The organism is Umezawaea sp. NPDC059074, assembly GCF_042738955.1.
Classification (GTDB): Bacteria; Actinomycetota; Actinomycetes; order Mycobacteriales; family Pseudonocardiaceae; genus Umezawaea.
The window spans coordinates 1-22,447 of sequence record NZ_JBHYHC010000029.1; the positions used below are offsets into that span (position 1 = coordinate 1).

The following is a 22,447-nucleotide window of genomic DNA, read 5'->3' on the forward strand; positions in this document are numbered from 1 at the left end:
CGCAAATTATTTCGATGCTTTTCAAAGTTTGTCAAGGCTGGAAAGACGCCTTGACAAACTTTGAAAAGCACGAACTGCGCTTAGGATCGGGGTGGTGCCAGGGGTCTGGGTGTCGTCCAGGTTGCGTGCTCCCGTTTTTGGTGCGGGGCCGGTGATGCCGAGCCATTTTAAAACAACGAGAAGCAAAGGAGAGTGAGTCCCGTGGCGCCAGGTAGGGATCCGGTGGTGGACACGGTCCGGGCAATAGCGGTGGTCGGCGTAGTGGTGGGCCACTGGCTGGTCACGTCACTCGTGGCTGGCCCGAACGGTATGACCATCGACAGTCCGTTGCGTTCCATGTCGTCTCTTGCCCCGGTCTCCTGGGTCTTGCAAACACTGGGCTTGTTCTTCTTCGTAGGCGGCTTCTCCGCAGCTCGCTCCCACTCGCCCTTACTGGCCCGCGTCAAACGAGTAGCCATTGCCGTAGGGGCACTACTCGGCATCTGGCTCCTGGTGCTAGCCGGCCTGTGGTTTCGAGGGATACCGCAAACCACGTTCCTGGTAATCGTTCACCTGATAATCACGCCGCTCTGGTTCATCGGCGTCTACATCCTGCTATCAGCCCTAACCCCGGCCTTCCGCTATCTGGACCGCCACCTCGGCACAGCAGCAGCCCTAATCCCCATCGCCCTCGTCCTACTCCTGAACCTGGGCTCCCTGAACGTCCTGGCAGTCTGGTGGGCCCCGTGGCAACTCGGCATAGCCATCGCCCGAACAGGAATGCGCCGCTCCTGGGGCCTGATCCTCTTCCTGACCGGTGCAGCGGCCCTAGCGGCATCCATCCACTACTTCGGCTACTCCATCAGCGCAGTGGGCATGCCAGGCGAACGCTCGAACCTCGCCCCACCCACCCCGGCAGCCCTATCCCTGGCCATCGCGCAAATCGGCCTGGTCCTGCTGATCCAGCCCAAACTCCCCAACACCAGCCACATCAACAAAAAAGCGCTCCCGATCTTCCTCACCCACCAGAGCGCCCTGCTGGCCGTCACCCTCATCGCCTCGGCGATCGCGCCTCTCCCAGGCCTCCACACCGCACCCACAACCCCGGCCTGGCTAGGCGAGCGCCTTCTCTGGCTCCCGGTGTTCGGCCTGGTGACTTGGGTGTTGCTTCGCGACCGCCGCCAGCAGCGCCAAGGCGATCGTGCTCACGTGGAGGACCACGCCGAGCGTGTTCGGTTCCAGCACCAGCAGCGGGGGCACGCAGGCCATCGCGGCGAGCAGCCACGAGCGTCTGCCGTGGCATGTGCCCGCTCTGGCCATGTGGAGCAGGTACCAGCCGAGCAGCAGGTGGATCAGGTTCTGCAACGGGTCGACCTGCAAGACGATCAGGGTGGCGGTGGTGCCCGCGAAACCCGTTGCCACGAAGCCGAGTACGCCGAACGCGCCGAAGGCGACGCCCAGGGTGGCCGCCAGGCGGGAGCGGTGGGATTCGGCTGAGGTCCAGTGGAAGCCGGGGGAGCGGGAGGCGTGGCTTTCGAACCGGTGGAACACCAGCAGGACCGGCATGAGGAGCAGGACCAGGACGGCCAGCCAGCGGGGGCGGGCGAGCCAGTCGGCGACGGTGAACGCGGCCGCGTCGGGGGCGTCCAGGAGGCCCAGGACGCCGACCACCGCTGCCAGCACGGTGAGGTATCCGAGGTACACGGTCATCGGGGCGGTGCGGGCGAAGGTGACCACGCTCCACTGACGTCTGCCGGACAGCCAGAGGGTGGTGCGTTCGCGGAACAGGGCGACCAGGCAGATCTGGCCCAGGCCCAAGACGAGCAGGCAGACGGTGGGTGGGCTGAGGTTCGAGCCCGCCTCGCCGGGCATGGCCATCATCGTGCGGGGGTAGCCGCCGTAGGTGATCAGGCCGAGCAGGGCGGGGACGGTCAAGGAGGCGAGGACGCTGAGGACCTTGCGGGACACCCGTTGGAGGCTGCCGTCGGCGTAGAAGAAGCCCAACTGCTGGAGCAGCAGCGCGCCGAGCATGAGGTTCAGGTAGCCGCCCGTGCGCCAGTCGAAGATGACCCGCACGCCGTCCACGGTGACCATCACGACGGTCAGCACCAAGGGGGTGCCCAGGCGGAGTTGTCTGTGCAGCCAGGCCATCAGCGGGGTCACTGCTACCGCGACCAGGTACACGCCGAGGAACCACAGCGGGTACGCGATGAGCCTGCCGAACGCCTCCACGCGGACCTTGGGGACGTCCAGCAACTCCAGCGGGAGCGGCAGGACGAGCCAGGCGAGGACGAACGCCAGCACGGGGCGCAGGAGCCAGGCGATGCGGCTGGACAGGTAGCGGCCGTAGCCGCCGTGGTCGGACTTGATCTCCTGCCAGGCGAGCATGTTGGCGTGGCCGCCCGCGAAGAAGAAGATCGGGATGGCCTGGAGGACCCACGTCAGCAGCCACAGCCAGTTGGCGCTCACGCCCGCCCAGTGCATGACCGTGAGCACGGACTGGCCGAGCACGACGAGGCCGAGGCTGGCCAGGCGGAGGAACGTGGCGTAGCGGTCCTGCTTCGCGGGGCGCGGGACGAAGTCGACCGGCAGCTTGGTGACCTTGTCGCGCTTGCGGCCCGGCAGGCGGGCCAGCAGGAGGAACACGACCACGGCGCTGCCGAAGCCCCAGGCGAGCACCGGCTCGTGGCCCGGCGGGCCCCAGCGCTGGCGCCACGAGTTGAAGCCGAGGCCGCCCGCGTAGAGCTGCGCCACGGCGTGGCACTGGGCCTCGGAGTCGCGGGGGTTGTTGTGGCACTGGGCGTGCATGTCGCGGGACAGCTGCGCGTCGATGGACCTGCGCGCGTCCGGGCCGAGCGGCTGGCCCTTGTTCTCCGCGTAGCGGAGGAGGTCGTAGCCGAGGTCGTGCGCCTTGCAGGCCAGGCCGAAGTTCCACTCGGTCTCACCGGCGGGGCCGGAGCACTCGCCGTCCGGGTGGTAGGCGCGCACGGTGCCGTCCGCGGTCGTGGTGACCTGCGGGTTGCGGCCCTGGACCTGGCCGAAGTCCTTCGGGAAGTCGTCGAGCGGGTTGTGCGTCCTGCTCGGGTTGGTCATGGACTGGACGGCCTTGGCCGCCGCCGCCACGTCCGCGCTCATCGGCCGGTCGTCGGTCGCGCCCGCCGGTCGGGAGGCGATCACGCCGCAGACGAACACGGCGAGCGCCACCAGGAGGAATCGGAACCACGCCGGTAAGCGGGAGAGGAGCCGGAAGCCCGGCCACCCGCCTTCGTGCGCGCTGTTGTTTGCCGGTGCTTCGCCCATTGGCAAGCCAGGTTACGGAATGACAACGCTCGATCGCTAGTCGGGTGTTTAGCCGCAGGTCAGGGGACCGGGGTTTCCTCGAGAGCGCCCGCGGTGGTCAGCGAGGCGAGCGCCATCCTGGTCAGCAGGGCGGCCATCTGGGCGCGGTCGAGGTGGGCGCTGTGCGGCGTGGAGTTGATCAGCCCGAACACCGCGTGCGCGGCGGCGCGGGCGGTCGGCTCGTCCACGGTCGTGACGGTCCGCTGGATGGTCTCCACCCACACCTCGACGTACCGCCGCTGCAACGCCCGCACGCGGCGGCGGTCCGGGTCGGTCAGGTTCGCCAGGTTCCGGATCTGGACCGTGATGAGCGCCGGGTCGTCCAAGGCGAAGTCGACGTGCCAGCCGACGAGGGCGCGCAGCGCGTCGTCCGGACCGGTCGACGCCTCCACCCGCTCCTGGCCGCCGTCGAGCAGGCGTTCGCTGATCGACGTCAGCATCTCGCCGAGCATCGCGTCCTTGCTGCGGAAGTGGCGGTAGAGCGCGGGGCCCGAGATGCCGACGGCCGCGCCGATGTCGTCGATGCCCACGCCGTGGAAGCCGTGGCGGGCGAAGAGCTCGGCCGCTGCCGTGAGGATCTGCTCGCGGCGGGTCGGCTTGACGGGGTCGGTGTCCGGCACGTCCACCATCCTAGGTCCACCGGGTTAGCGAACGTGAACCTCGCTCGGGAGCGGACGCGGTGGGTGGAGATCGACAAGATCGGTACACGATCCGTTGACTTTTGACCTGATCTGTTTATATAGACGACTCCCCTGGTAACAATCGTTGTGCTCGGCATCACACCCTGCGTTGCTTCTCCTGGGGAGACCTCGATGCGCCCTGCGCGTTTCCTGGCAATCGCGGCACTGGCCGCCGCCGCTGTCCTGTCAACCGCCCTACCTGCGGCTGCCGCCCCCGCGGCCGTCAACTACGTCGCTCTCGGTGACTCGTACTCGTCCGGATTGGGGACGGGTTCGTACATTTCGTCGAGCGGTTCCTGCAAACGCAGCAACTATTCCTACCCGGCGTTGTGGGCCGCCGCGCATTCCGTCACCTCATTCACCTTCGTGGCCTGTTCGGGTGCGCGCACGGGTGACGTGCTCAACAACCAGGTGGGCTCGTTGAGCGCGTCCACCACGTTGGCGACCATCTCGATCGGCGGGAACGACGCCGGGTTCACCGACGTCATCACGACCTGCACCTTCGGGTCGGACCAGGACTGCGTGAACCGCACGAACACGGCGAAGGCGTACGCCCAGAACACCCTGCCGGGCCTGCTCGACGGCGTGTACGCGCAGATCCGGAACCGCGCGCCCTCGGCGAAGGTGGTCGTCATGGGCTACCCGCGCATCTACAAGGTGCCCGGCTCCTGCAACGTCGGGCTGAGCGACACCAAGCGGGCCGCGATCAACTCCGCGTCCGACGTGCTGGCCTCGGTCATCTCCGGGCGGGCCGGGGCGAGGGCGTTCGCCTACCAGGACGTGCGGAGCGCGTTCACCGGGCACGAGATCTGCTCGGGCGACTGGTGGCTGAACAGCCTGAGCTTCCCGGTGGACGAGTCCTACCACCCGAACAAGAACGGCCAGAAGCTCGGTTACCTGCCCGCCCTGACGGCGGCGACGGGCTGAGGCCTGCGGCTTCCGCGGCTCGGTGAGGGTCGGGCCGCGGGAGCCGTGCTCCCGCATGTCGGGACGGCCTCGTCAGGTGTGGTCGCCGAGAACCTGCGATGGTGAAGGGCGTCCGGTGGACGGGCGTGTTAACAGGCGCTAACATCGGGGGAGTTAACGGCTGCTAACCACCCTCGCGAGGAGCCCATGGACGCCCCGGTCCTGCGTACCGCCGCCGATCCCTCCGGTGAGGCGTTCCAGCGCTACGCGAAGGAGCACGCCACCCTCGTCGACGAGCTGCGGGCGAAGCTCGCGAAGGCCGGGCGGGGTGGTCCGGAGAAGTCGCGCGAGCGGCACGTGGCGCGCGGCAAGCTGCTGCCCCGCGACCGGGTGGACGCGCTGGTGGATCCGGGGTCGCCGTTCCTGGAGCTGTCGCCGCTGGCCGCCGACGGCATGTACGCCGACGAGGCCCCCGCCGCCGGGATCATCACCGGGGTCGGCCGGGTGTCCGGGCGCGAGTGCGTGATCGTCGCCAACGACGCCACGGTCAAGGGCGGCACGTACTACCCGATCACCGTCAAGAAGCACCTGCGCGCCCAGGAAGTGGCGCTGCACAACAACCTCCCGTGCGTCTACCTCGTCGACTCCGGCGGGGCGTTCCTGCCCCGCCAGGACGAGGTGTTCCCCGACCGCGAGCACTTCGGTCGGATCTTCTTCAACCAGGCCACGATGTCCAGCCGCGGCATCCCGCAGATCGCCGCGGTGCTGGGGTCGTGCACCGCGGGCGGCGCGTACGTGCCCGCGATGAGCGACGAGGCCGTGATCGTGCGCAACCAGGGGACGATCTTCCTGGGCGGCCCGCCGCTGGTGAAGGCCGCGACGGGCGAGGTCGTGACCGCCGAGGAGCTGGGCGGCGGCGACCTGCACTCGCGCACGTCCGGCGTGACGGACCACCTGGCCGACGACGACCCGCACGCGCTGCGGATGGTCCGGTCGATCATCAGCACGCTGGGGCCGCGCGCGCCGAGGCCGTGGGACGTCGAGCCGTCCGAGGAGCCCGCGGTCGACCCGGAGCAGCTCTACGGGGTCGTGCCGACGGACAGCCGGACGCCGTACGACGTGCGCGAGGTGATCGCGCGGATCGTCGACGGCAGCCGGTTCCAGGAGTTCAAGAAGGAGTACGGCTCGACGCTGGTCACCGGTTTCGCGCGCATCCACGGGCACCCCGTGGGGATCGTGGCGAACAACGGGATCCTGTTCGGCGAGTCGGCCGTGAAGGGCGCGCACTTCGTCGAGTTGTGCGACCAGCGGTCGGTGCCGCTGGTGTTCCTCCAGAACATCAGCGGGTTCATGGTCGGCCGCGAGTACGAGGCGGGCGGCATCGCCAAGCACGGCGCGAAGATGGTGACCGCGGTGGCGTGCGCGCGGGTGCCCAAGTTCACCGTGGTCATCGGCGGCTCGTTCGGCGCGGGCAACTACTCGATGTGCGGCCGGGCGTACTCGCCGCGCTACCTGTGGATGTGGCCGAACGCCCGGATCTCGGTGATGGGTGGCGAGCAGGCGGCGTCGGTGCTCGCGACCGTGCGCCGCGACCAGCTCGGCGACGAGTGGTCGGCCGAGGACGAAGAGGCGTTCAAGGAGCCGATCCGCGCGCAGTACGAGGAGCAGGGCAACCCGTACTACTCCACGGCCCGGCTGTGGGACGACGGCGTGATCGACCCGATGGACACCCGCCAGGTGCTCGGACTCGCGCTGTCGACGGCGGCCAACGCGCCGCTGGACCCGGTCTCCTACGGCATCTTCCGGATGTGAGCGGCATGTTCGACAGTGTGCTGGTGGCCAACCGCGGCGAGATCGCGGTCCGCGTCGTCAAGGCCTTGCGGGAACTGGGGATCCGGTCCGTCGCGGTGTACAGCGACGCCGACGCCGACGCGCGGCACGTGCGTGAGGCGGACGTCGCCGTGCGGATCGGGCCCGCCGCCGCGCGGGAGAGCTACCTCTCGATCGAGCGGATCGTGGACGCCGCGCTGGCGTCGGGCGCGCAGGCCGTGCACCCCGGCTACGGCTTTCTGGCGGAGAACGCGGAGTTCGCCCGCGCCTGCGAGAAGGCCGGGCTGGTCTTCATCGGGCCGAGCCCGGACGCGATCGAGGCGATGGGCGACAAGATCCGCGCGAAGCTGACCGTGCGGGCGGCGGGCGTGCCGGTGGTGCCGGGGCGCACCGAGCCCGGCATGACCGACGACGCGCTGGTGGACGCCGCACTGGAGATCGGCTTCCCGGTGCTGCTCAAGCCGTCCGCGGGCGGTGGCGGCAAGGGGATGCGGCTGGTCCACGAGGAGTCGGCGCTGCGGGACGCGATCGAGTCGGCCCGGCGCGAGGCGCGCGGGTCGTTCGGCGACGACACGCTGCTGATCGAGCGGTTCGTGACCAACCCCCGGCACATCGAGATCCAGGTGCTGGCCGACGCGCACGGCAATGCCGTCCACCTCGGCGAGCGCGAGTGCAGCCTCCAGCGGCGGCACCAGAAGATCATCGAAGAGGCCCCGTCCCCGCTGCTGGACCCGGAGACCCGAGCGGCGATGGGGCAGGCGGCGGTCGACGCGGCCAAGTCCGTCGGCTACCTGGGCGCGGGCACGGTCGAGTTCATCGTCGACGGCACGTCCGGCGACTACTTCTTCATGGAGATGAACACCCGGCTCCAGGTCGAGCACCCGGTGACCGAGTTGGTGACCGGCGTCGACCTGGTCGAGTGGCAGCTCCGCGTGGCGTCCGGCGAGCCGCTGGACTTCACCGAGGTCTCGTTGACCGGTCACGCCGTCGAAGCGCGGATCTACGCCGAGGACCCCGCCCGCGGTTTCCTGCCGACCGGTGGCCGGGTGTTGGCGCTGAGCGAGCCGGACGACGTGCGGATCGACTCGGCGTTGCAGGTGGGGTTGACGGTCGGCAGCGATTACGACCCCATGTTGGCCAAGGTGATCGCGTACGGCCGGACGCGCGAGGAGGCGCTGCGCAAGCTGCGCTCCGCGCTGGGCCGGATGGTGCTGCTCGGCGTCACCACGAACATCCCGTTCCTCCGGTCGCTGCTGTCCGATGTGGACGTTCGCGCCGGGCTGCTGGACACCGGGCTGGTCGAGCGCAAGCTGGACGAGTTGGTGACCCACGACGTGCCGGACGAGGTGCTGGCGGCCGCGGCGCTGGAACGGCAGCTGGCGCCGCGCGGCACGGACCCGTGGGACCAGGTCGGCGGGTGGCGGGTCGGCGAGCACGCGTGGACCGCCGTGCGCGTCGACGTGGCGGGCCGGGAGACGACCGAGGTGCGGGTCCGGGGCGCGGAGGTGGCCGTGGGTTCGGCGGAACCGGTGCGGCTCCGGGCCGAGGTGCGGGACGGCGACCTGGTCGTGGGCACCCGGCGGTACGCGATGGCCCGCGACGGGCGCGTGCTGTGGCTGGGGGCCGAGGGGCGCTCGTGGGCGTTGACCGAGACCGAGCCGCTGGAGTCCGCCGGGCGGAGTGCGGTTGGCGCGGCCGGGCCGGTCACGAGCCCGATGCCCGGCACCGTGCTGGTGGTCCGGGCGTCCCTTGGCGACTCCGTCGTCAAGGGCCAAGCGCTGTTCGTCGTCGAGGCGATGAAGATGGAGCACTCCGTGGTCGCACCCGTCGACGGCGTGCTCACCGAAGTGAACGTCCAGGCGGGCCACCAGGTCGCGCTGGACCAGACCCTAGCCGTCGTAGTCCCCCACCAGGAGTGACCGATGTTGGACTTCCGCCTCGATGAGGAATACGAAGCGCTGCGCAAGACCGTCGAGGAGTTCGCCCGCGACGAGGTCGCCCCGGTCATCGGCGACCTCTACGAGCGGTGCGAGTTCCCGTACGAGATCGTCGCCAAGATGGGCCGCATGGGCCTGTTCGGCCTGCCGTTCCCCGAGGAGCACGGCGGCATGGGCGGCGACTACTTCGCCCTCTGCCTTGCCTTGGAGGAGTTGGCCCGCGTCGACTCGTCCGTCGCCATCACCCTGGAGGCCGGGGTGTCGCTGGGTGCGATGCCGGTCTTCCGGTTCGGCACCGACGAGCAGCGCGCCCAGTGGCTGGAGGGCATGTGCTCCGGCGAGGTGCTCGGCGCGTTCGGCCTGACCGAGCCCGGCGGCGGCAGCGACGCGGGCGCGTTGCGCACCACCGCGAAGCTGGTGGACGGGCACTGGGTGCTCAACGGCACCAAGGCGTTCATCACGAACTCCGGCACCGACATCACCGGCCTGGTGACCGTGGCGGCCGTGACCGGCACGAAGCCCGACGGGCGCAAGGAGATCTCGGCGATCATCGTGCCCACGGGCACGCCGGGGTTCACCGTGTCGAAGAAGTACTCCAAGGTCGGCTGGAACGCCTCCGACACCCGCGAACTGTCCTTCGTGGACTGCAAGGTGCCCGAGGCCAACCTGCTCGGCCAACGCGGCCGCGGCTACGCCCAGTTCCTCCAGACGTTGGACGAGGGCCGGATCGCCATCGCCGCGCTCGGCGTCGGCTTGGCGCAGGGCTGCGTGGACGAGAGCCTGAAGTACGTGGGCGAGCGCGAGGCGTTCGGCCACAAGATCGGCGAGTACCAGGCGATCAAGTTCAAGATCGCCGACATGGAGGTCCGCGCCTACAACGCCCGCCTGGCGTACTACGCGGCGGCGGCGAAGATGCTGCGCGGCGAACCGTTCAAGAAGGAAGCAGCCATCGCCAAGCTCGTCTCCTCCGAGGCCGCGATGGACAACGCCCGTGAGGCGACGCAGATCTTCGGCGGCTACGGCTTCATGAACGAGTACCCCGTGGGCCGCTTCTACCGCGACGCGAAGATCCTGGAGATCGGCGAGGGCACCAGCGAGGTGCAGCGCATGCTGATCGCCCGCGAACTGGGGCTGTAGCGCTCCGCGGACTCCGGCCGAAACCGGAGTCCGCGGTTGTCACACCACGTTCATCGCCGTCGTCAACAACCGTCGCACCTGGGCGATCCGCTCGGGGTCGCCGCTCACCTGGACGTCCTCGCCCCGGTTGTACAGCCACAGCAGCACCGCGCCGGGCCGCCCCAACACCGAGGCGTCCGCGTCGAGCGACTCGATCGGGGTCACGTCCACGCCCGTGGGGTGGACGTCGACCCGCCAGTCGGCCACCCGCAGCCAGTGCGTGCCCCACTCGGTCAGGTCGGGGGCGTAGTCCTCCGGCCAGGTGCGGGTCTCGCGGTGCAGGAAGACGTCCAGCATCTCGCCGATCGCGTCCGCGGCGAAGTCCTCGGGGAACGGGGTCAGCGGGGTGCCCAGTGCCACCTCCGCGTCGAACCGGTGGATCGCCGCCTCCTGGGCCATCCGGCGGATCCAGAAGCGGTCCGGGCGGTCGGCGAACGCCGCCGAGAGCGCCGCGTAGGCCTGGTCGAGTGCCGTGACCGCCGTGGTGTCCGGCGGTTCGGCCTCCTTGCCCACCACGGTCCGGAAGCCGCGGGCGACGTGGGCGACGAGATTGCCGACCGTCCAGCCGGGGCAGGTCGGCACGGGCGCGGTGAGGTCGCCGCCCGCCAGCACGCGCAGGCGGCGGACCTCGTCCGCCAAGATCCCCAGCAGTCTCCCGCTGTCCACGGTCAAGGCTTCGGCAGGCCGCGTTCGACGATCGCGCCGGTGTCGACGCCCCTGGGCAGCGTGCCGAACGCGACACCCCAGTCACCCGCCAGCCGCGACGCGGTGAACGCGTCCGCCACGGCCGGGTGACCGAACCGCACGAGCAGGGAACCCTGCAACACCAACGCCATCCGCTCCACGAGCCGTCGAGCCCGCAGTTCCAGGTCGGCCGTGTCCGCCAGGTCCGCGCGCAGACCGTCGACCGCCGCGTCCAGCCGCCGGTCCGCGCCGCGCGCGGTGTCCAGCTCGGTGAAGAACGCCTGCACGGACTCGGGTTCCCGGCCCATCGCGCGCAGCACGTCCAGCGCGGCGACGTTGCCGGACCCCTCCCAGATGGACATCAGCGGCGACTCCCGGAACAGCCTCGGCATCCCCGAGTCCTCGATGTACCCGTTGCCGCCCAGGCATTCCAGCGCCTCGGCCGCGTGCACGGGACCGCGCTTGCACACCCAGTACTTCGTCACGGCCAGCGCCAGCCTGCGGAACGCGCCCGTCGTGCCCGCCAGGTGCATCGCCACGGTCGTGGCCGCCTCGGACTCGACCGCCAGGTCCGCCAGCACGTTGCGCATCAGCGGCTGGTCGACCAGGTAGCTCCCGAACGCCTTGCGGTGCGCCGCGTGGTGCGTGGCCTGCGCGAGGCCGAACCGCATCCCGGACGCGCTGCCGACCACGCAGTCCAGCCTGGTCATGTTGACCATCTCGATGATGGTCCGCACGCCCCTGCCCTCCTCACCGACGAGCCAGCCGACCGCGCCGTCGTACTCCAGCTCGGCCGACGCGTTGGACTTGTTGCCCAGCTTGTCCTTGAGGCGCTGGAGGAACATCGCGTTGCGCGTCCCGTCCGGCAGCACCCTGGGCAGCAGGAAGCACGACAGGCCGCCGGGCGCCTGCGCCAGCGTGAGGAACAGGTCGGACATCGGCGCGGACGTGAACCACTTGTGCCCGGTGAGGAGGTACGTGCCGTCGCCCGCGGGGCGGGCCGTGGTGGTGTTCGCCCGGACGTCCGATCCGCCCTGCTTCTCGGTCATCGACATGCCCGCGATCAGCCCGCGCTTGCCCTCGGGGGCGCGCAGGCCGAAGTCGTACTCCGTCGAGGCGAGCAGCGGCTCGAACCGTTCTGCCAGCTCAGGGGTGGTGCGCAGGGCCGGGACTGCGGCGTAGGTCATCGAGATCGGGCAGCCGTGCCCCGCCTCGGCCTGGTTCCAGACGAACATCTTCGCCGCGCGGGCCAGGTGCGCGCCGGGCCGCTCGTCGCGCCACGGCGCCGCGTGCAGGCCGTGGCCGACCGCGGTCTCCATCAGCCGGTGCCACGCCGGGTGGAACTCGACCTCGTCGATCCGGTGGCCGTACCGGTCGTGGGTCCGCAGCACCGGCGGGTGCTCGTTGGCCTGCCGGGCGAGGTCGATCGTGTCCTGGCGGCCGGCGAGCCTGCCGAGCTCGTGCACCTCGGCCTCGGCCCACCCCGCGCCGCCGCGGTGCAGCGCGTCGAGCAGCGCGGGATCGGCCGCGACGTCGTGGCCGGACAGCGGCGGCACCTGGTTGGTGACCTCGTGTGTGGCGTGGGTCATGCCGCCAGCCTAGACCGGTTCTACTCGTCGGTAATGTCCGGTTCTTCGTTGCTCGGAGGTTTCGTTCGACCACAGAGTGGGATCAACCCGCATCAGTCGGGTGATTTGGGGATGCCGAGAACGATTGATCGGCCTAACGTCGGACCTGTGAGCAGCCACCCTGCGCAGGCGGCTCCGGCAGGAGCCCACTCCGAGGCCGTAGCGGCACTGCGCCAGCAGTACGCCGCGATCCCCGCGGGCAGTCCCGTGCGCCTCGCCAAGCCCACCTCCAACCTCTTCCGCTTCCGCCAGGACCAGGCGGGCGGGCTCGACGTCGCCCGCTTCAACCGGGTCCTGTCCGTCGACCCGGACGCCCGCACCGCACAGGTCCAGGGCATGACGACCTACGAGGACCTGGTCGACGCGACCCTCCCGCACGGACTGATGCCGCTGGTCGTCCCGCAGCTCAAGACGATCACGCTCGGCGGCGCGGTCGCGGGCCTCGGCATCGAGTCCAGCTCCTTCCGCAACGGACTCCCGCACGAGTCCGTGAAGGAGCTGGAGGTCCTCACCGGCGACGGCGAGGTCGTCGTCGTGCGCCCGGAAGACCCGCTGTTCCGGGGTTTCCCGAACTCCTACGGCACGCTCGGCTACACGTTGCGGCTCGAGATCGAGCTGGAGCGGGTCAAGCCGTACGTCCGGCTGCGGCACGTTCCCTTCGGGAGCGCGCGCGAGTGCGCCGAGGTCATCGCGGGCGTCTGCGCGGACGGCGAGTACCAGGGCGAACGGGTCGACTTCATCGACGGCACGGTGTTCACCGGGACCGAGATGTACCTGACGCTCGCGGACTTCGTGGACGAGGCTCCGGGCACGTCGGACTACACCGGCAACACCATCTTCTACCGGTCGATCCAGTCGAACCGGACGGACTACCTGACCGTGCGGGACTACATCTGGCGCTGGGACACCGACTGGTTCTGGTGCTCGCGGGCGTTCGGCGCCCAGCACCCGGTGGTCCGCAGGCTGTGGCCGAAGAAGTACCTGCGGTCCGATGTCTACCGGAAGATCGTCGCGTTCGACCGGCGGCACGGCTTCTCCGACCGGCTGTCCAAGGCCGTCCAGGAGCCGGTCATCCAGGACGTGGAGATCCCGGTCGACGAGCTGCCGGAGTTCCTCGACTTCTTCGAGCGCGAGATCGGCATCAGCCCCGTGTGGCTGTGCCCCGTTCGGCTGCGCGACCGCGGCGGATGGCCCCTCTACCCCATGGACGCGGACACGCTGTACGTGAACGTGGGGTTTTGGTCGTCGGTCTCGTTGCGACCGGGGGAAGAAATGGGCAGCCGCAACAGGTTGATCGAGGCGAAGGTGTCCGAGCTGGGTGGGCACAAGTCGCTGTACTCCGACTCGTACTACGAGGAGGAGGAGTTCTGGCGGCACTACAACGGCGAGGCCTACCTGGCCTTGAAGGGGCGGTACGACAAGGGGAGTCGCCTCCCCGACCTGTACGCCAAGTGTGTTCTCCGAAGGTAGAAAGGAGCCGGGGCCCATGCGGTTGGCGGAGGTGTTCCAACAAGTGGTCGGCAGCGACCAGGCCGTCGAGTTCAGCGCTTACGACGGCAGTCACGCCGGTCCGGAGGGGGCGGGCATGCGCATCGAGGTGCGCACGCCCATGGCGTTGTCCTACCTGGCGTCCGCGCCGGGGGAGCTGGGACTCGCCCGCGCCTACGTGACGGGGAACCTGGAGATCATCGGCGACGTCCACGGGGCGCTCGCGCACCTGTCGGAGCTGAGCCTGCGCGAGGTGCCGTGGTCGCAGCGGCTCAACCTGCTCGCCATGCTCGGCCGCGTCCGGGTGAACAACAAGGTCGAGGTGCCCGCCCAGGAGCGGCGCCTGCACGGGATGCGCCACTCGAAGGCCCGCGACCGCGAGGCGATCGCGCACCACTACGACGTGTCCAACAAGTTCTACGAGTGGGTGCTCGGCCCGTCCATGGCCTACACCTGCGCGGTCTACCCGACGGCGGACGCCACGCTGGAGGACGCCCAGTTCGCCAAGCACGACCTCGTGGCCCGCAAGCTGGGGCTGAAGGAGGGCATGCGGCTGCTGGACGTCGGCTGCGGCTGGGGCGGCATGGTCATGCACGCCGCCAAGCACTACGGCGTGCGCGCGGTCGGCGTGACGCTGTCCCGCAACCAGGCCGAGTGGGCGCAGAAGGCCATCGTCGAGGCGGGTCTGTCGGAGCTGGCCGAGGTCCGCTTCCTGGACTACCGCGACGTCCGCGAGGAGGGCTTCGACGCGATCAGCTCGATCGGCCTCACCGAGCACATCGGCAAGGCCAAGCTGCCGTCGTACTTCAAGTCCCTGTACGGGAAGCTGAAGCCGGGCGGCAGGATGCTGAACCACTGCATCACCAGGCCCAACAACCTCCAGCGGGCACGGACGGGCGGCTTCATCGACCGCTACGTGTTCCCGGACGGCGAACTGGTCGGCCCCGGCCACATCGTGTCGCTCATGACCGACACCGGCTTCGAGGTCAGGCACGAGGAGAACATCCGCGAGCACTACGCCCTCACCCTGGCGGCGTGGGGCCGCAACCTCGACGACCACTGGGACGAGGCGGTCGAGGAGGTGGGCGAGGCGAGGGCCCGCGTGTGGCGCCTGTACCTGGCCGCGAGCAGGCTCGGCTTCGACCGCAACAACATCCAGCTCCACCAGGTCCTTGGCGTGAAACTCGACCGGGGCAACGCCAAGATGCCCCTCAGGCCGGACTGGGCCTGACTCGCTCCACCCGCACGCGGATCACCCTTTCGGGGGTGGTCCGCGTGTTTGCGCGTGGCGCGATGAGTTCGACGGCCCAAGGCGGTCTCACCTCTGTCGCCGTTGCTTGGAGGAGTCATGGGCAGTGTCATCGTCGACCTCAGCATCTCGCTCGACGGGTTCATCGCCGGGCCCGGTGACGGGCTGGAGTCGCCGCTCGGGCGGGGCGGGGAAGGGCTGTTCGCGTGGATGAGCGCGGGCCCTGAGGGGAATCAGGTCGAGCGGCGGTTGCGGCCTCCCGACGCCAGCAAGCCCGTGGTCGACGAGTGGATGAGCGAGGGTGGGGCGATCATCAGTGGGCGGCGGACGTTCGACATCGCCGGTGGGTGGGCTGACGGGCATCCGATCGACGTGCCGATCTTCGTGCTGACGCACGAGCCGCCGACCGAAGGGCGGTGGAGTCCTCGCGTGTCGTTCGTGACCGAGGGGATCGAGCGGGCGTTGGAGTTGGCGCAGGAGGCGGCCGGGGACAAGGTCGTGTCGGTGTGCGGTGCTTCGCCCGCTCAGCAGTTGTTGCGGCTGGGGAAGCTGGACGAGATCCAGGTGAGCGTCACGCCGCTGCTGCTCGGTGGCGGGGTGCGGTTGTTGGAGCACTTCGGGGACGGGCCGGTCGTGCTGGAGCAGACCAGGGTCGTGGCGTCCGACGGGGTCACGCACCTGCGGTACCGGGTCGTGCGCTGAGAGCGGAAAGCCTGTCGGGGCCGGTGGGGCGCGCGGCATGGTGGACGCCATGGATCTGGGATTCGCGGGTGAGGTGGCGGACTTCTACGCGGCGTACCGGCGCGGGTATCCGGCCGAGGTGTTCGACGACCTGGTGACCACGTTCGGGTTGACCGGCGACGACACGGTCCTCGACCTGGGGTGCGGCACGGGCCAGTTGACGGTGCCGATGGCGGAACGGGTGGGGCGCGTCATCGGCGTGGACCCGTCGGCGGACATGCTGGCCAAAGGGGCGCGGAAGGCGAACATCACCTGGCAGCTGGGGTCCGACACCGAGTTGCCCGAGGTGGACGGGCTCGGGGCCGTGACGATCGGGCAGGCCCTGCACTGGATGGACCACGTGCGCCTGTTCCGCGAGCTGGGGCCGAGGTTCCGGCCGGGCGGCGGGATCGCCGTGGTGGCCAACGGGACTCCGTTGTGGCTCCAGGAAACCGAGTGGTCACGGGCCCTCCGCAAGGTGTTGGAGGACTGGTTGGGCACGGAGGTCAAGAACACCTGCGGGACGGCGGAGGCCGATCGGGACCGGTACGCCGAGGCGTTGAGCGGGGCGGGGTACGAGGTCGGGCACACCACCGTCGAGTACACCGACGAGCTGGACCTGGAGCACGTGATCGGCGGCGTCTACTCGGCGCTGCCGCTGGCGAAGCTGCCGACGAAGGACCGGCGGCCGCTCTTCGAAGAGCGGATCCGCCGGTCACTGGAACACCTCGGGCCCTTTGCCGAACACGTGCGCGTGTCCGTCCTCACCGGACTCAGTTAGTCGACGCCATCAGCTGGTTCGCGATCTGCATGGCCTGGTTGGACGGGATGGAGAAGCCGATGCCGACGCTGCCCGCCTGCTCGGCGCCGCTGGCGGGGGAGTAGATCGCCGAGTTGATGCCGATCACCTGGCCCGACGAGTTGAGCAGCGGGCCGCCGGAGTTGCCGGGGTTGATCGACGCGTCGGTCTGGATCGCCTGGTAGCTCGTGCCCGCGGAGCGGCGGGTCTCGCCGGGGACGTTCACCGTGCGGTCGAGCGCGCTGATGATGCCGGACGTCACGGTGCCCTGCAAGCCCTCCGGCGAGCCGATCGCCACGACCTGGTCGCCGACGGCGACCGTGGACGAGTCGCCGAACGTGGCGGGGGTGAGGCCGCTCGCGCCGGTCAGCTTGAGGACGGCGAGGTCGCTGGTCGGGTCGGCGTTGACGACGGTGGCGGCGTACTCCTTGCCGTCGTTGGTGGTCACGGAGATCTGCTGCGCCCCGGAGATCACGTGGTTGTTGGTCAGGATCTTGCCGTCCGCGCTCAGCACGACGCCGGAGCCGATCCCGCTGCCCTGCGCCACGGTCGTGTTCACCTGCACCACGCTGGGGAGCACGGAGGACGCGATGGCGCTCACGTCCTCTGTGGACGAACCTGTCGAGGTCTTCACAACGGGGGAACTGGTCACCGACGCGCTCACGGCGGAGGGAACGCTCGCGGCTCCGATGAGCCCGCCCGCGGTCCCGGCGACCACTGCCGCCGCGAACGCCGCCGCGGTCAGCTTGGTGGAGGTGCGGCGCCAGAACCCCGGCGCCTTGGCCTCGTCGTTCAACGACCCGCTCATCGCGGGGAAATCCTGTCGCGTCTCGGTCATGGCTCCACTGTCGCCCCCGAGGTTGTGAGGAACCTGAGCGAACACCCAGGACTTCCCAAGAGAATCAGCCGCCGGTCGCCTCGAGCCTGGTGTGGATCTCGTCCGCCGACACGGCCTCGCCGAAGTGCGGGCCCTGCGCCCAGCGGATGCCCAGCTCGGCCAGGCGCTTGGCCTCGGTCTCCGACCGGACGCCCTCGGCCATCAGCGGCATGCGCAGGATGCCCGACCACTTCATCAGCGCGGTCGCCGCGCTCTCGTCGATGAGGTTCGCGCCGTCGTCCAGGCCGTGGACCAGGCAGCCCGCGAACTTCAGGCCGCCCAACGGGATCTGGCGGATGCGTTCGCTGGAGATGTTGCCGCCCGCCAGCCTGTCCAGGATCAGGCGCACGCCTCGGCCCGCGAGGATGTCCAGTTCGTCGGCCTGGTCGTCGGTGATGAGCGCGGGCAGGGCCTCGTGCAGCTCGAACTGGAGCAGCTTCGCCGGCAGGCCGGTGCGCTGGAGGAGGTGGCCGATCTCGGTCACCAGCTCCGGTTCCTGGCAGTGCCTGGCGGTCAGGTCCATGCTCAGCACGGGGGCGCGGTCGCCGAAGGCGGCGAACCAGCGGCCGGCGTCCTCGCAGGCCCGCTCCAAGGCCCAGCGGCTCAGCCTCAGCACCATGCCGGTGCTGCTGGTCAACGGCAGGAACTGCTCGGGGTCGAGCAGACCGCGTTCGGGGTGGTCCCAGCGGAGCTTGGCCTCGACGGCGACCAGGCCGCCGTCGGCCAGCGACACCACGGGCTCGTAGTCGACGCGGAACTCGCCCAGCTCCAACCCGCCGGGGATGGACGCGGCCAGCACGCACAGCTCACGGTCGCGCAGGTCGCGGTCACGGTCGTAGAGCGCCCACTGGGCCTTGCCGTCGGCCTTCGCCCAGCCGACCGTGATCTCCGCGCAGCGCAGCAGCTCCGAGGCGTCGACACCCCTGGACTGGCGGGCGACGACGCCGACGCTGGCCGTGACGCCGATGCCGTGCTCGTCGACGTACACCGGCTCGGTCAGCAGCTCCAGCGCCTCGTCCACCAGCGCGATCACGGCCGGGGTGTCCTTGGGGTCCTTCACCAGCACGCCGAACTCGTCCGGCCCGATCCGGGCGATCTGGCCGACGCCGTCGAACACCGCGCGCAGGTGGTTCGCCACGTCCACCAGGATCCGGTTGCCGACGTCGTGGCCGAACGCGTCGTTGATGACGCGGAACCCGTCGATGTCGAAGTGCGCGAGCGCGAGGCTCGCCGGGCCCTGGGTGCCCGCCGCGTTCTCCAGCCAGCCGAGGTACTGCTGCCGGTTGGCCAGACCGGTCTGCACGTCGTTCAGGCTCTGCCGCACGAGCTGCGTCTGCAACGCCCGCAGCTCGTTCATGTTCTCGATCATCGCCACGTAGTACGCGGGCTCACCGGTCGGCTTGCGGACCAGCGACAACGCGAGCAGCGTCTCCACGACCTCGCCGTCGCTGCGCAGCATCCGGCGTTCGCTGCGGTGGTGCTCGACGGCCCCGGACGCGAGCTGGTCGATCACGTTCTGGATCGACTCGCGGTCGCCGGGGTGCAGCAGGTCGCGGGCCTTGACCGCCCGCAGGTCGCACCGCTCGTAGTGCAGCAGGCCGAGCAGCGCCTCGTTGAAGTCGAGCATCTCGTCGGCGAGGCCGAGCACGGCCATGCTGATGGCCGAGGAGTTGAAGATCGCGCGGAACTTCGTCTCGCTGTCGTAGTGGGCGGCCTCGGCCCGGCGGGTGGCGATGACGGCGGCGGTCTTGCTCAGCTCCTGCTCGTCGAGCGTGCGGTCGCGCAGCCCGTCGCTGTACCCGGCGGCCAGCCCGCCGAGGACCCGGACGAGCCTGCCCGACCACGTCGGCGGCAGGTGGAAGTGGGGGATCAGCGACTCGCCCAGGAACGCGATCGTCCGTTCCAGGGTCTCGGAGGAGATGAAGTCGTGCTCGACCATGCTCCGGCCGAGTCGGCGGCCGAGTTCGGGGTCGTGCGGGTCGGCGGAGACCGCCTGGAGGACCTGGGTCGTGAACACGGCGAGCAGTTGTTCGAGTTCCGGCCTGGTGATGTTCGCCAACACGGTGCTGCTGATCAGCGCGGTCCAGCGGTGCGCGAAATCCTCCCGGACGAGCGGGAACTCGTCGAGCGTTGTCCGAGGTTCGGGAGTCGTCCCGTGCTGATCGACCATCGCCATTCAGACCCGCGGCCCATTCGCGGAATGGGTACTGGTCGTTCTCCGTGTTCGGCGAAAGCGCACATCGTGGCTACCGCCCCGGCAGGCGCTGTGCACGGACGCTCCAATTTCACTCGTTCGGGGGTCGCGGTCGACGGGTGGAGCAGTTCCACCGCGGCACACTCAGTCATAGGTCGCTGGCTACGAGTGAGCTTACTGATCCCGCGCGCCCTCCCCAACCCGAGCACCCGGATTTCGTCCGGATGCGCGTCACGCGGAAGTGGTGCGTGCCTACTCGCCGGTAGGCTGCTAAACGCGTTGAGCCGGGCCTCCACGAGGGGAGACCCGGCCCCGGTGCGAGCGGTGCTCAGGTGAGTTCGGGCGGGCTGATCCGCGATTCCGGGATCGCGGAGTCCTTGGTGCCCCACTTGTCCAGGATCTTCCCGTACGTCCCGTCCTTGATGAGCTTGTTCACCGCGGCCTGGAACGCGGGCGCGAGCGGTGAACCCTTTTTGAACGCGAATCCGACGTCGAGCCGTTTGAACTCGTTCAGGAATTGCAGGTTCGGCTGTTCGGCGGCGGCGTGCCGCAGCCCGTTGATGGTGCTCATGATCACGTCGATGTGCTGCTGCTGAAGTCCGAGGTAGATCGCGCCGTTGTCGCCGAAGCTCGACACCTCGTACGCCGGTTTCCCGGCGTCCGCGCACACGTGCTTCTCCTTCTCCAGGGTCGCCTCGAACGTCGTCCCGGCCCCCGTGCCGATCTTCAGCCCGCAGAGCTGGTCGAGCTTCTTGACCTCCTTGACCCGGTCGTCGCCCTTGCGGACGGCGAAGCCCTGGCCGTCGTTGATGTAGGTGACGAAGTCGATCGTCTTCTTCCGCGCCTCGGTCACGCCGAAGTTGCCGGTGCCGACCTCGTACTTGCCGCTGCTCAACGCGGGCAGGATCGCCTCGAAGCTCGCGACCTCCCGGTCGATCCTCACCCCGAGCACCTGCCCGACGGCGGCGGCGATCTCGATGTCCACGCCCTGGACGGTCTTGTTGTCCTCGGCGTAGAAGGCCGACGGCGGGGTGCTGCCGACCGACGACGCGAACTTGACCACGCCCGCCTGCCTGGTGGCGTCGGGCAGCAGCGCCGCGATGGCGTCGTCCTTCGCCACGCCGGACAGCACGTCCGCGGTCGGGGCCGCGGACTTCGACGCCCCGCCCGCATCGGCGGACCCGGTGCCGCAGGCGGCCGTGGCGAACGAGAGGGCGAACGACAGCATCAGCAGCGAGTACAGCTTGCCGCGCTTGGGTCTCTTCACGTCGACGTCTCCTCGGACGGCAGGAACTTCTCGAAGGGCAGGGGCCCGGCGGTCGGTGGCTCGCTCACGTCGAACAGGGCCGTGTAGCCCAGCACCAGGTAGAGGTTCTTGGCCTCCGGCTGGCGCGGCCCGGTGGTCAGGTAGAGCCGCCGGTACCCGAGGTCGACGGCCTCGCGCTCCAGCTCGGCGACGACCCGGCGGCCCAGCCCGCGCCGCCGGTGCCCGGCACTCGTCCAGATCCGCTTCAACTCGGCCGTCTCGCCGTCGAACCGCTTGAACGCCCCGCCCGCCACGGGCGCGCCGTCCTCCAGCAGGAGCAGCAGCGTCCCGTCCGGCGGCCGGAACAGCTCCGTCGGGTAGCGCGACATCTCCTGGAGCGCTTCCTCGCCGTAGCGGGTCACGTACTCGTGCGTCAGCTCGGCCATCATCGGCGCGGTGAGCGGGTCCGTCGGATCGACCCGCCGCACCTCCAACTGGTCGACCGTCATCCGTCGACCGAGATCGACTCGCGCACCGGTTCCTGCGCCTTGGCCTCGGCCGCCGCGCGGTCGCGGTCGCGCTTGGCGACCTCCTCGCGGACGATCGGGATCACGTAGCGGCCGAAGTCGATCGCGTCGTTCAGGATGTGGTAGCCGCGGGCGGACAGGATGTCCACGCCGAGGTCGTAGTAGTCCAGCAGCGCCTGCGCCACGGTTTCCGGGGTGCCGACCAGGGCGTTGGAGTTGCCCGCGCCGCCGGTCGCCGCGGCGGTCGGCGTCCACAGGGCGCGGTCGAAGCGCTCGCCCTGCTCCGCCAGCGCCAGCAGCCGTTGCGAGCCGGTGTTCTCCGGGTTCGTCAACGAGTGCCGCCTGGTCAGGGCCGCGGTGCCGCCCTTGGTGCGCTGCTTGATCGCGTCGACCGTGCGGTGGGCCTTCTCCCACGCCAGGTCCTCGGTCGCGCCGAGGATCGGGCGGAACGCGACCTGGATGCGCGGCACGTCCGTGCGTCCCGCGTCCCGCGCGGCCTGCTTCACCGACTCGATCTGCTCCGCCGTCTGGGCCAGCGGCTCGCCCCACAGCGCGTAGATGTCCGCCTCCGCGCCGCCCGCCCGGTACGCGGCGGGCGAGGAGCCGCCGAACGACACGTTCGGCCGCGGCTGCTGCACGGGGAAGGTGTCGCTGACGAAGTCGGCGAACCGGTAGTGCGCGCCCTCGTGGTCGAACGGCTCGCGCGAGGTCCACGCCTTCTTCACGATGCCGATGTACTCGCGGGTGCGGTCGTAGCGCTCGTCCTTGGTGAGGTAGTCGCCTTCGCGCTGCTGCTCGTGGTCCGTGCCACCGGTGATGAAGTGGACGGTGAGCCTGCCGTCGCTGATCCGGTCGAGCGTGGCGAACGTCTTCGCGGCGAAGGTGGGGTAGGACACGTTCGGCCGGTGCGCCAGCAGGATCTGCAGCTTGTCGAGCTTCGTGGCCACGAAAGCCGCCACCTGCGCGGGTTCCGGCGAGCCGGAGCCGTACGCGAACAGCACGCGGTCCCAGCCGTTGTCCTCGTGCGCGCGGGCCAGCCGCAGCGTGTAGTCCTTGTCGAAGGAGGCGCCGGTGCGCGGGCTCGTCTCCGACCCGTCGTTGGTGCCACCGATACCCAGGAATTCAACAGGCACGTCAGTACTCCCCAGTGGTGGTGCGGGAAAGACGCCCGCGGCGGCGCGGGCGTGC

17 protein-coding genes and 1 pseudogene are annotated in these 22,447 nt (G+C 69.9%); 9 read left to right on the forward strand and 9 right to left on the reverse strand.

The window, feature by feature from the left end; translation table 11 throughout:
* Nucleotides 1–264: 264 nt before the first annotated feature.
* Nucleotides 265–1,074, forward strand: a pseudogene (locus ACFWW9_RS15690) (acyltransferase family protein); the annotation flags it as partial.
* An 18-nt stretch (nt 1,075–1,092) separates the two neighbouring features.
* Here ACFWW9_RS15690 and ACFWW9_RS15695 read toward each other — a convergent pair.
* Complete coding sequence (locus ACFWW9_RS15695) at nt 1,093–3,183, reverse strand: phospholipase A2 (protein WP_390377132.1); 2,091 nt, start codon at nt 3,181–3,183, stop codon at nt 1,093–1,095.
* A 155-nt stretch (nt 3,184–3,338) separates the two neighbouring features.
* Nucleotides 3,339–3,938 (reverse strand): TetR/AcrR family transcriptional regulator, encoded by a 600-nt coding sequence (locus tag ACFWW9_RS15700; protein ID WP_390377135.1) that lies wholly within the window; start codon nt 3,936–3,938, stop codon nt 3,339–3,341.
* Between the two features lie 192 nt (nt 3,939–4,130).
* Between ACFWW9_RS15700 and ACFWW9_RS15705 the strand changes: the two genes are divergently transcribed.
* The 4 genes from ACFWW9_RS15705 (at nt 4,131) to ACFWW9_RS15720 (ending at nt 9,808) form a co-directional block, all read left to right on the forward strand.
* Nucleotides 4,131–4,925, forward strand: a complete 795-nt coding sequence (locus tag ACFWW9_RS15705; protein WP_390377138.1) for an SGNH/GDSL hydrolase family protein — start codon at nt 4,131–4,133, stop codon at nt 4,923–4,925.
* A 186-nt stretch (nt 4,926–5,111) separates the two neighbouring features.
* The gene (locus tag ACFWW9_RS15710; RefSeq protein ID WP_390377141.1) at nt 5,112–6,716 is read left to right on the forward strand and encodes a carboxyl transferase domain-containing protein; all 1,605 of its coding nucleotides are present in this window, start codon (nt 5,112–5,114) and stop codon (nt 6,714–6,716) included.
* Nucleotides 6,717–6,721: 5 nt separating this feature from the next.
* The gene (locus ACFWW9_RS15715) at nt 6,722–8,653 is read left to right on the forward strand and encodes a biotin carboxylase N-terminal domain-containing protein (RefSeq protein ID WP_390377144.1); all 1,932 of its coding nucleotides are present in this window, start codon (nt 6,722–6,724) and stop codon (nt 8,651–8,653) included.
* Between the two features lie 3 nt (nt 8,654–8,656).
* On the forward strand, nt 8,657–9,808 hold the full coding sequence (locus ACFWW9_RS15720; RefSeq protein WP_390377147.1) for an acyl-CoA dehydrogenase family protein: 1,152 nt from the start codon (nt 8,657–8,659) through the stop codon (nt 9,806–9,808).
* A 39-nt stretch (nt 9,809–9,847) separates the two neighbouring features.
* On the opposite strand, the gene ACFWW9_RS15725 is transcribed toward ACFWW9_RS15720, so the two are convergent.
* Nucleotides 9,848–10,513 (reverse strand): maleylpyruvate isomerase N-terminal domain-containing protein, encoded by a 666-nt coding sequence (locus ACFWW9_RS15725; protein ID WP_390377150.1) that lies wholly within the window; start codon nt 10,511–10,513, stop codon nt 9,848–9,850.
* A 2-nt stretch (nt 10,514–10,515) separates the two neighbouring features.
* Nucleotides 10,516–12,120 (reverse strand): acyl-CoA dehydrogenase family protein, encoded by a 1,605-nt coding sequence (locus ACFWW9_RS15730; RefSeq protein ID WP_390377153.1) that lies wholly within the window; start codon nt 12,118–12,120, stop codon nt 10,516–10,518.
* Nucleotides 12,121–12,231: 111 nt separating this feature from the next.
* Between ACFWW9_RS15730 and ACFWW9_RS15735 the strand changes: the two genes are divergently transcribed.
* The 4 genes from ACFWW9_RS15735 (at nt 12,232) to ACFWW9_RS15750 (ending at nt 16,397) form a co-directional block, all read left to right on the forward strand.
* The gene (locus tag ACFWW9_RS15735; RefSeq protein ID WP_390377156.1) at nt 12,232–13,629 is read left to right on the forward strand and encodes an FAD-dependent oxidoreductase; all 1,398 of its coding nucleotides are present in this window, start codon (nt 12,232–12,234) and stop codon (nt 13,627–13,629) included.
* Nucleotides 13,630–13,645: 16 nt separating this feature from the next.
* Nucleotides 13,646–14,878: a class I SAM-dependent methyltransferase gene (locus tag ACFWW9_RS15740; protein ID WP_390377159.1), complete on the forward strand. Its 1,233-nt coding sequence runs from the start codon at nt 13,646–13,648 to the stop codon at nt 14,876–14,878.
* Nucleotides 14,879–14,995: 117 nt separating this feature from the next.
* Complete coding sequence (locus tag ACFWW9_RS15745; RefSeq protein ID WP_390377162.1) at nt 14,996–15,598, forward strand: dihydrofolate reductase family protein; 603 nt, start codon at nt 14,996–14,998, stop codon at nt 15,596–15,598.
* Nucleotides 15,599–15,647: 49 nt separating this feature from the next.
* Complete coding sequence (locus ACFWW9_RS15750) at nt 15,648–16,397, forward strand: class I SAM-dependent methyltransferase (RefSeq protein ID WP_390377165.1); 750 nt, start codon at nt 15,648–15,650, stop codon at nt 16,395–16,397.
* On the opposite strand, the gene ACFWW9_RS15755 is transcribed toward ACFWW9_RS15750, so the two are convergent.
* The 5 genes from ACFWW9_RS15755 to ACFWW9_RS15775 form a co-directional block, all read right to left on the reverse strand.
* Complete coding sequence (locus tag ACFWW9_RS15755; protein ID WP_390377168.1) at nt 16,390–17,253, reverse strand: S1C family serine protease; 864 nt, start codon at nt 17,251–17,253, stop codon at nt 16,390–16,392. The genes ACFWW9_RS15750 and ACFWW9_RS15755 overlap by 8 nt on opposite strands.
* Before the next feature lie 64 nt (nt 17,254–17,317).
* A complete protein-coding gene (locus ACFWW9_RS15760; protein ID WP_390377171.1) occupies nt 17,318–19,468 on the reverse strand; it encodes a putative bifunctional diguanylate cyclase/phosphodiesterase in 2,151 nt (716 codons plus the stop codon).
* A 346-nt stretch (nt 19,469–19,814) separates the two neighbouring features.
* Nucleotides 19,815–20,753 carry an ABC transporter substrate-binding protein gene (locus ACFWW9_RS15765; RefSeq protein ID WP_390377174.1) on the reverse strand — a complete coding sequence of 313 codons (939 nt, stop codon included), beginning with the start codon at nt 20,751–20,753 and terminating at the stop codon, nt 19,815–19,817.
* On the reverse strand, nt 20,750–21,241 hold the full coding sequence (locus ACFWW9_RS15770) for a GNAT family N-acetyltransferase (protein ID WP_390377177.1): 492 nt from the start codon (nt 21,239–21,241) through the stop codon (nt 20,750–20,752). The genes ACFWW9_RS15765 and ACFWW9_RS15770 overlap by 4 nt, the downstream gene beginning before the upstream one ends.
* On the reverse strand, nt 21,238–22,392 hold the full coding sequence (locus ACFWW9_RS15775) for an LLM class flavin-dependent oxidoreductase (protein ID WP_390377180.1): 1,155 nt from the start codon (nt 22,390–22,392) through the stop codon (nt 21,238–21,240). Before ACFWW9_RS15775 ends, ACFWW9_RS15770 begins: the two co-directional genes overlap by 4 nt.
* Nucleotides 22,393–22,447: the final 55 nt, after the last annotated feature.

Excerpts from the sequence above, each read along its gene's own strand:
- ACFWW9_RS15770 (WP_390377177.1), bottom strand. The coding sequence starts at position 21,241 with ATGACGGTCGACCAGTTGGAGGTGCGGCGGGTCGATCCGACGGACCCG.
- ACFWW9_RS15710 (WP_390377141.1), top strand. The coding sequence starts at position 5,112 with ATGGACGCCCCGGTCCTGCGTACCGCCGCCGATCCCTCCGGTGAGGCG.
- ACFWW9_RS15735 (WP_390377156.1), top strand. The coding sequence starts at position 12,232 with ATGCCGAGAACGATTGATCGGCCTAACGTCGGACCTGTGAGCAGCCAC.
- ACFWW9_RS15745 (WP_390377162.1), top strand. The coding sequence starts at position 14,996 with ATGGGCAGTGTCATCGTCGACCTCAGCATCTCGCTCGACGGGTTCATC.
- ACFWW9_RS15720 (WP_390377147.1), top strand. The coding sequence starts at position 8,657 with ATGTTGGACTTCCGCCTCGATGAGGAATACGAAGCGCTGCGCAAGACC.
- ACFWW9_RS15730 (WP_390377153.1), bottom strand. The coding sequence starts at position 12,120 with ATGACCCACGCCACACACGAGGTCACCAACCAGGTGCCGCCGCTGTCC.
- ACFWW9_RS15750 (WP_390377165.1), top strand. The coding sequence starts at position 15,648 with ATGGATCTGGGATTCGCGGGTGAGGTGGCGGACTTCTACGCGGCGTAC.
- ACFWW9_RS15755 (WP_390377168.1), bottom strand. The coding sequence starts at position 17,253 with ATGACCGAGACGCGACAGGATTTCCCCGCGATGAGCGGGTCGTTGAAC.
- ACFWW9_RS15705 (WP_390377138.1), top strand. The coding sequence starts at position 4,131 with ATGCGCCCTGCGCGTTTCCTGGCAATCGCGGCACTGGCCGCCGCCGCT.
- ACFWW9_RS15715 (WP_390377144.1), top strand. The coding sequence starts at position 6,722 with ATGTTCGACAGTGTGCTGGTGGCCAACCGCGGCGAGATCGCGGTCCGC.
- ACFWW9_RS15760 (WP_390377171.1), bottom strand. The coding sequence starts at position 19,468 with ATGGCGATGGTCGATCAGCACGGGACGACTCCCGAACCTCGGACAACG.
- ACFWW9_RS15740 (WP_390377159.1), top strand. The coding sequence starts at position 13,646 with ATGCGGTTGGCGGAGGTGTTCCAACAAGTGGTCGGCAGCGACCAGGCC.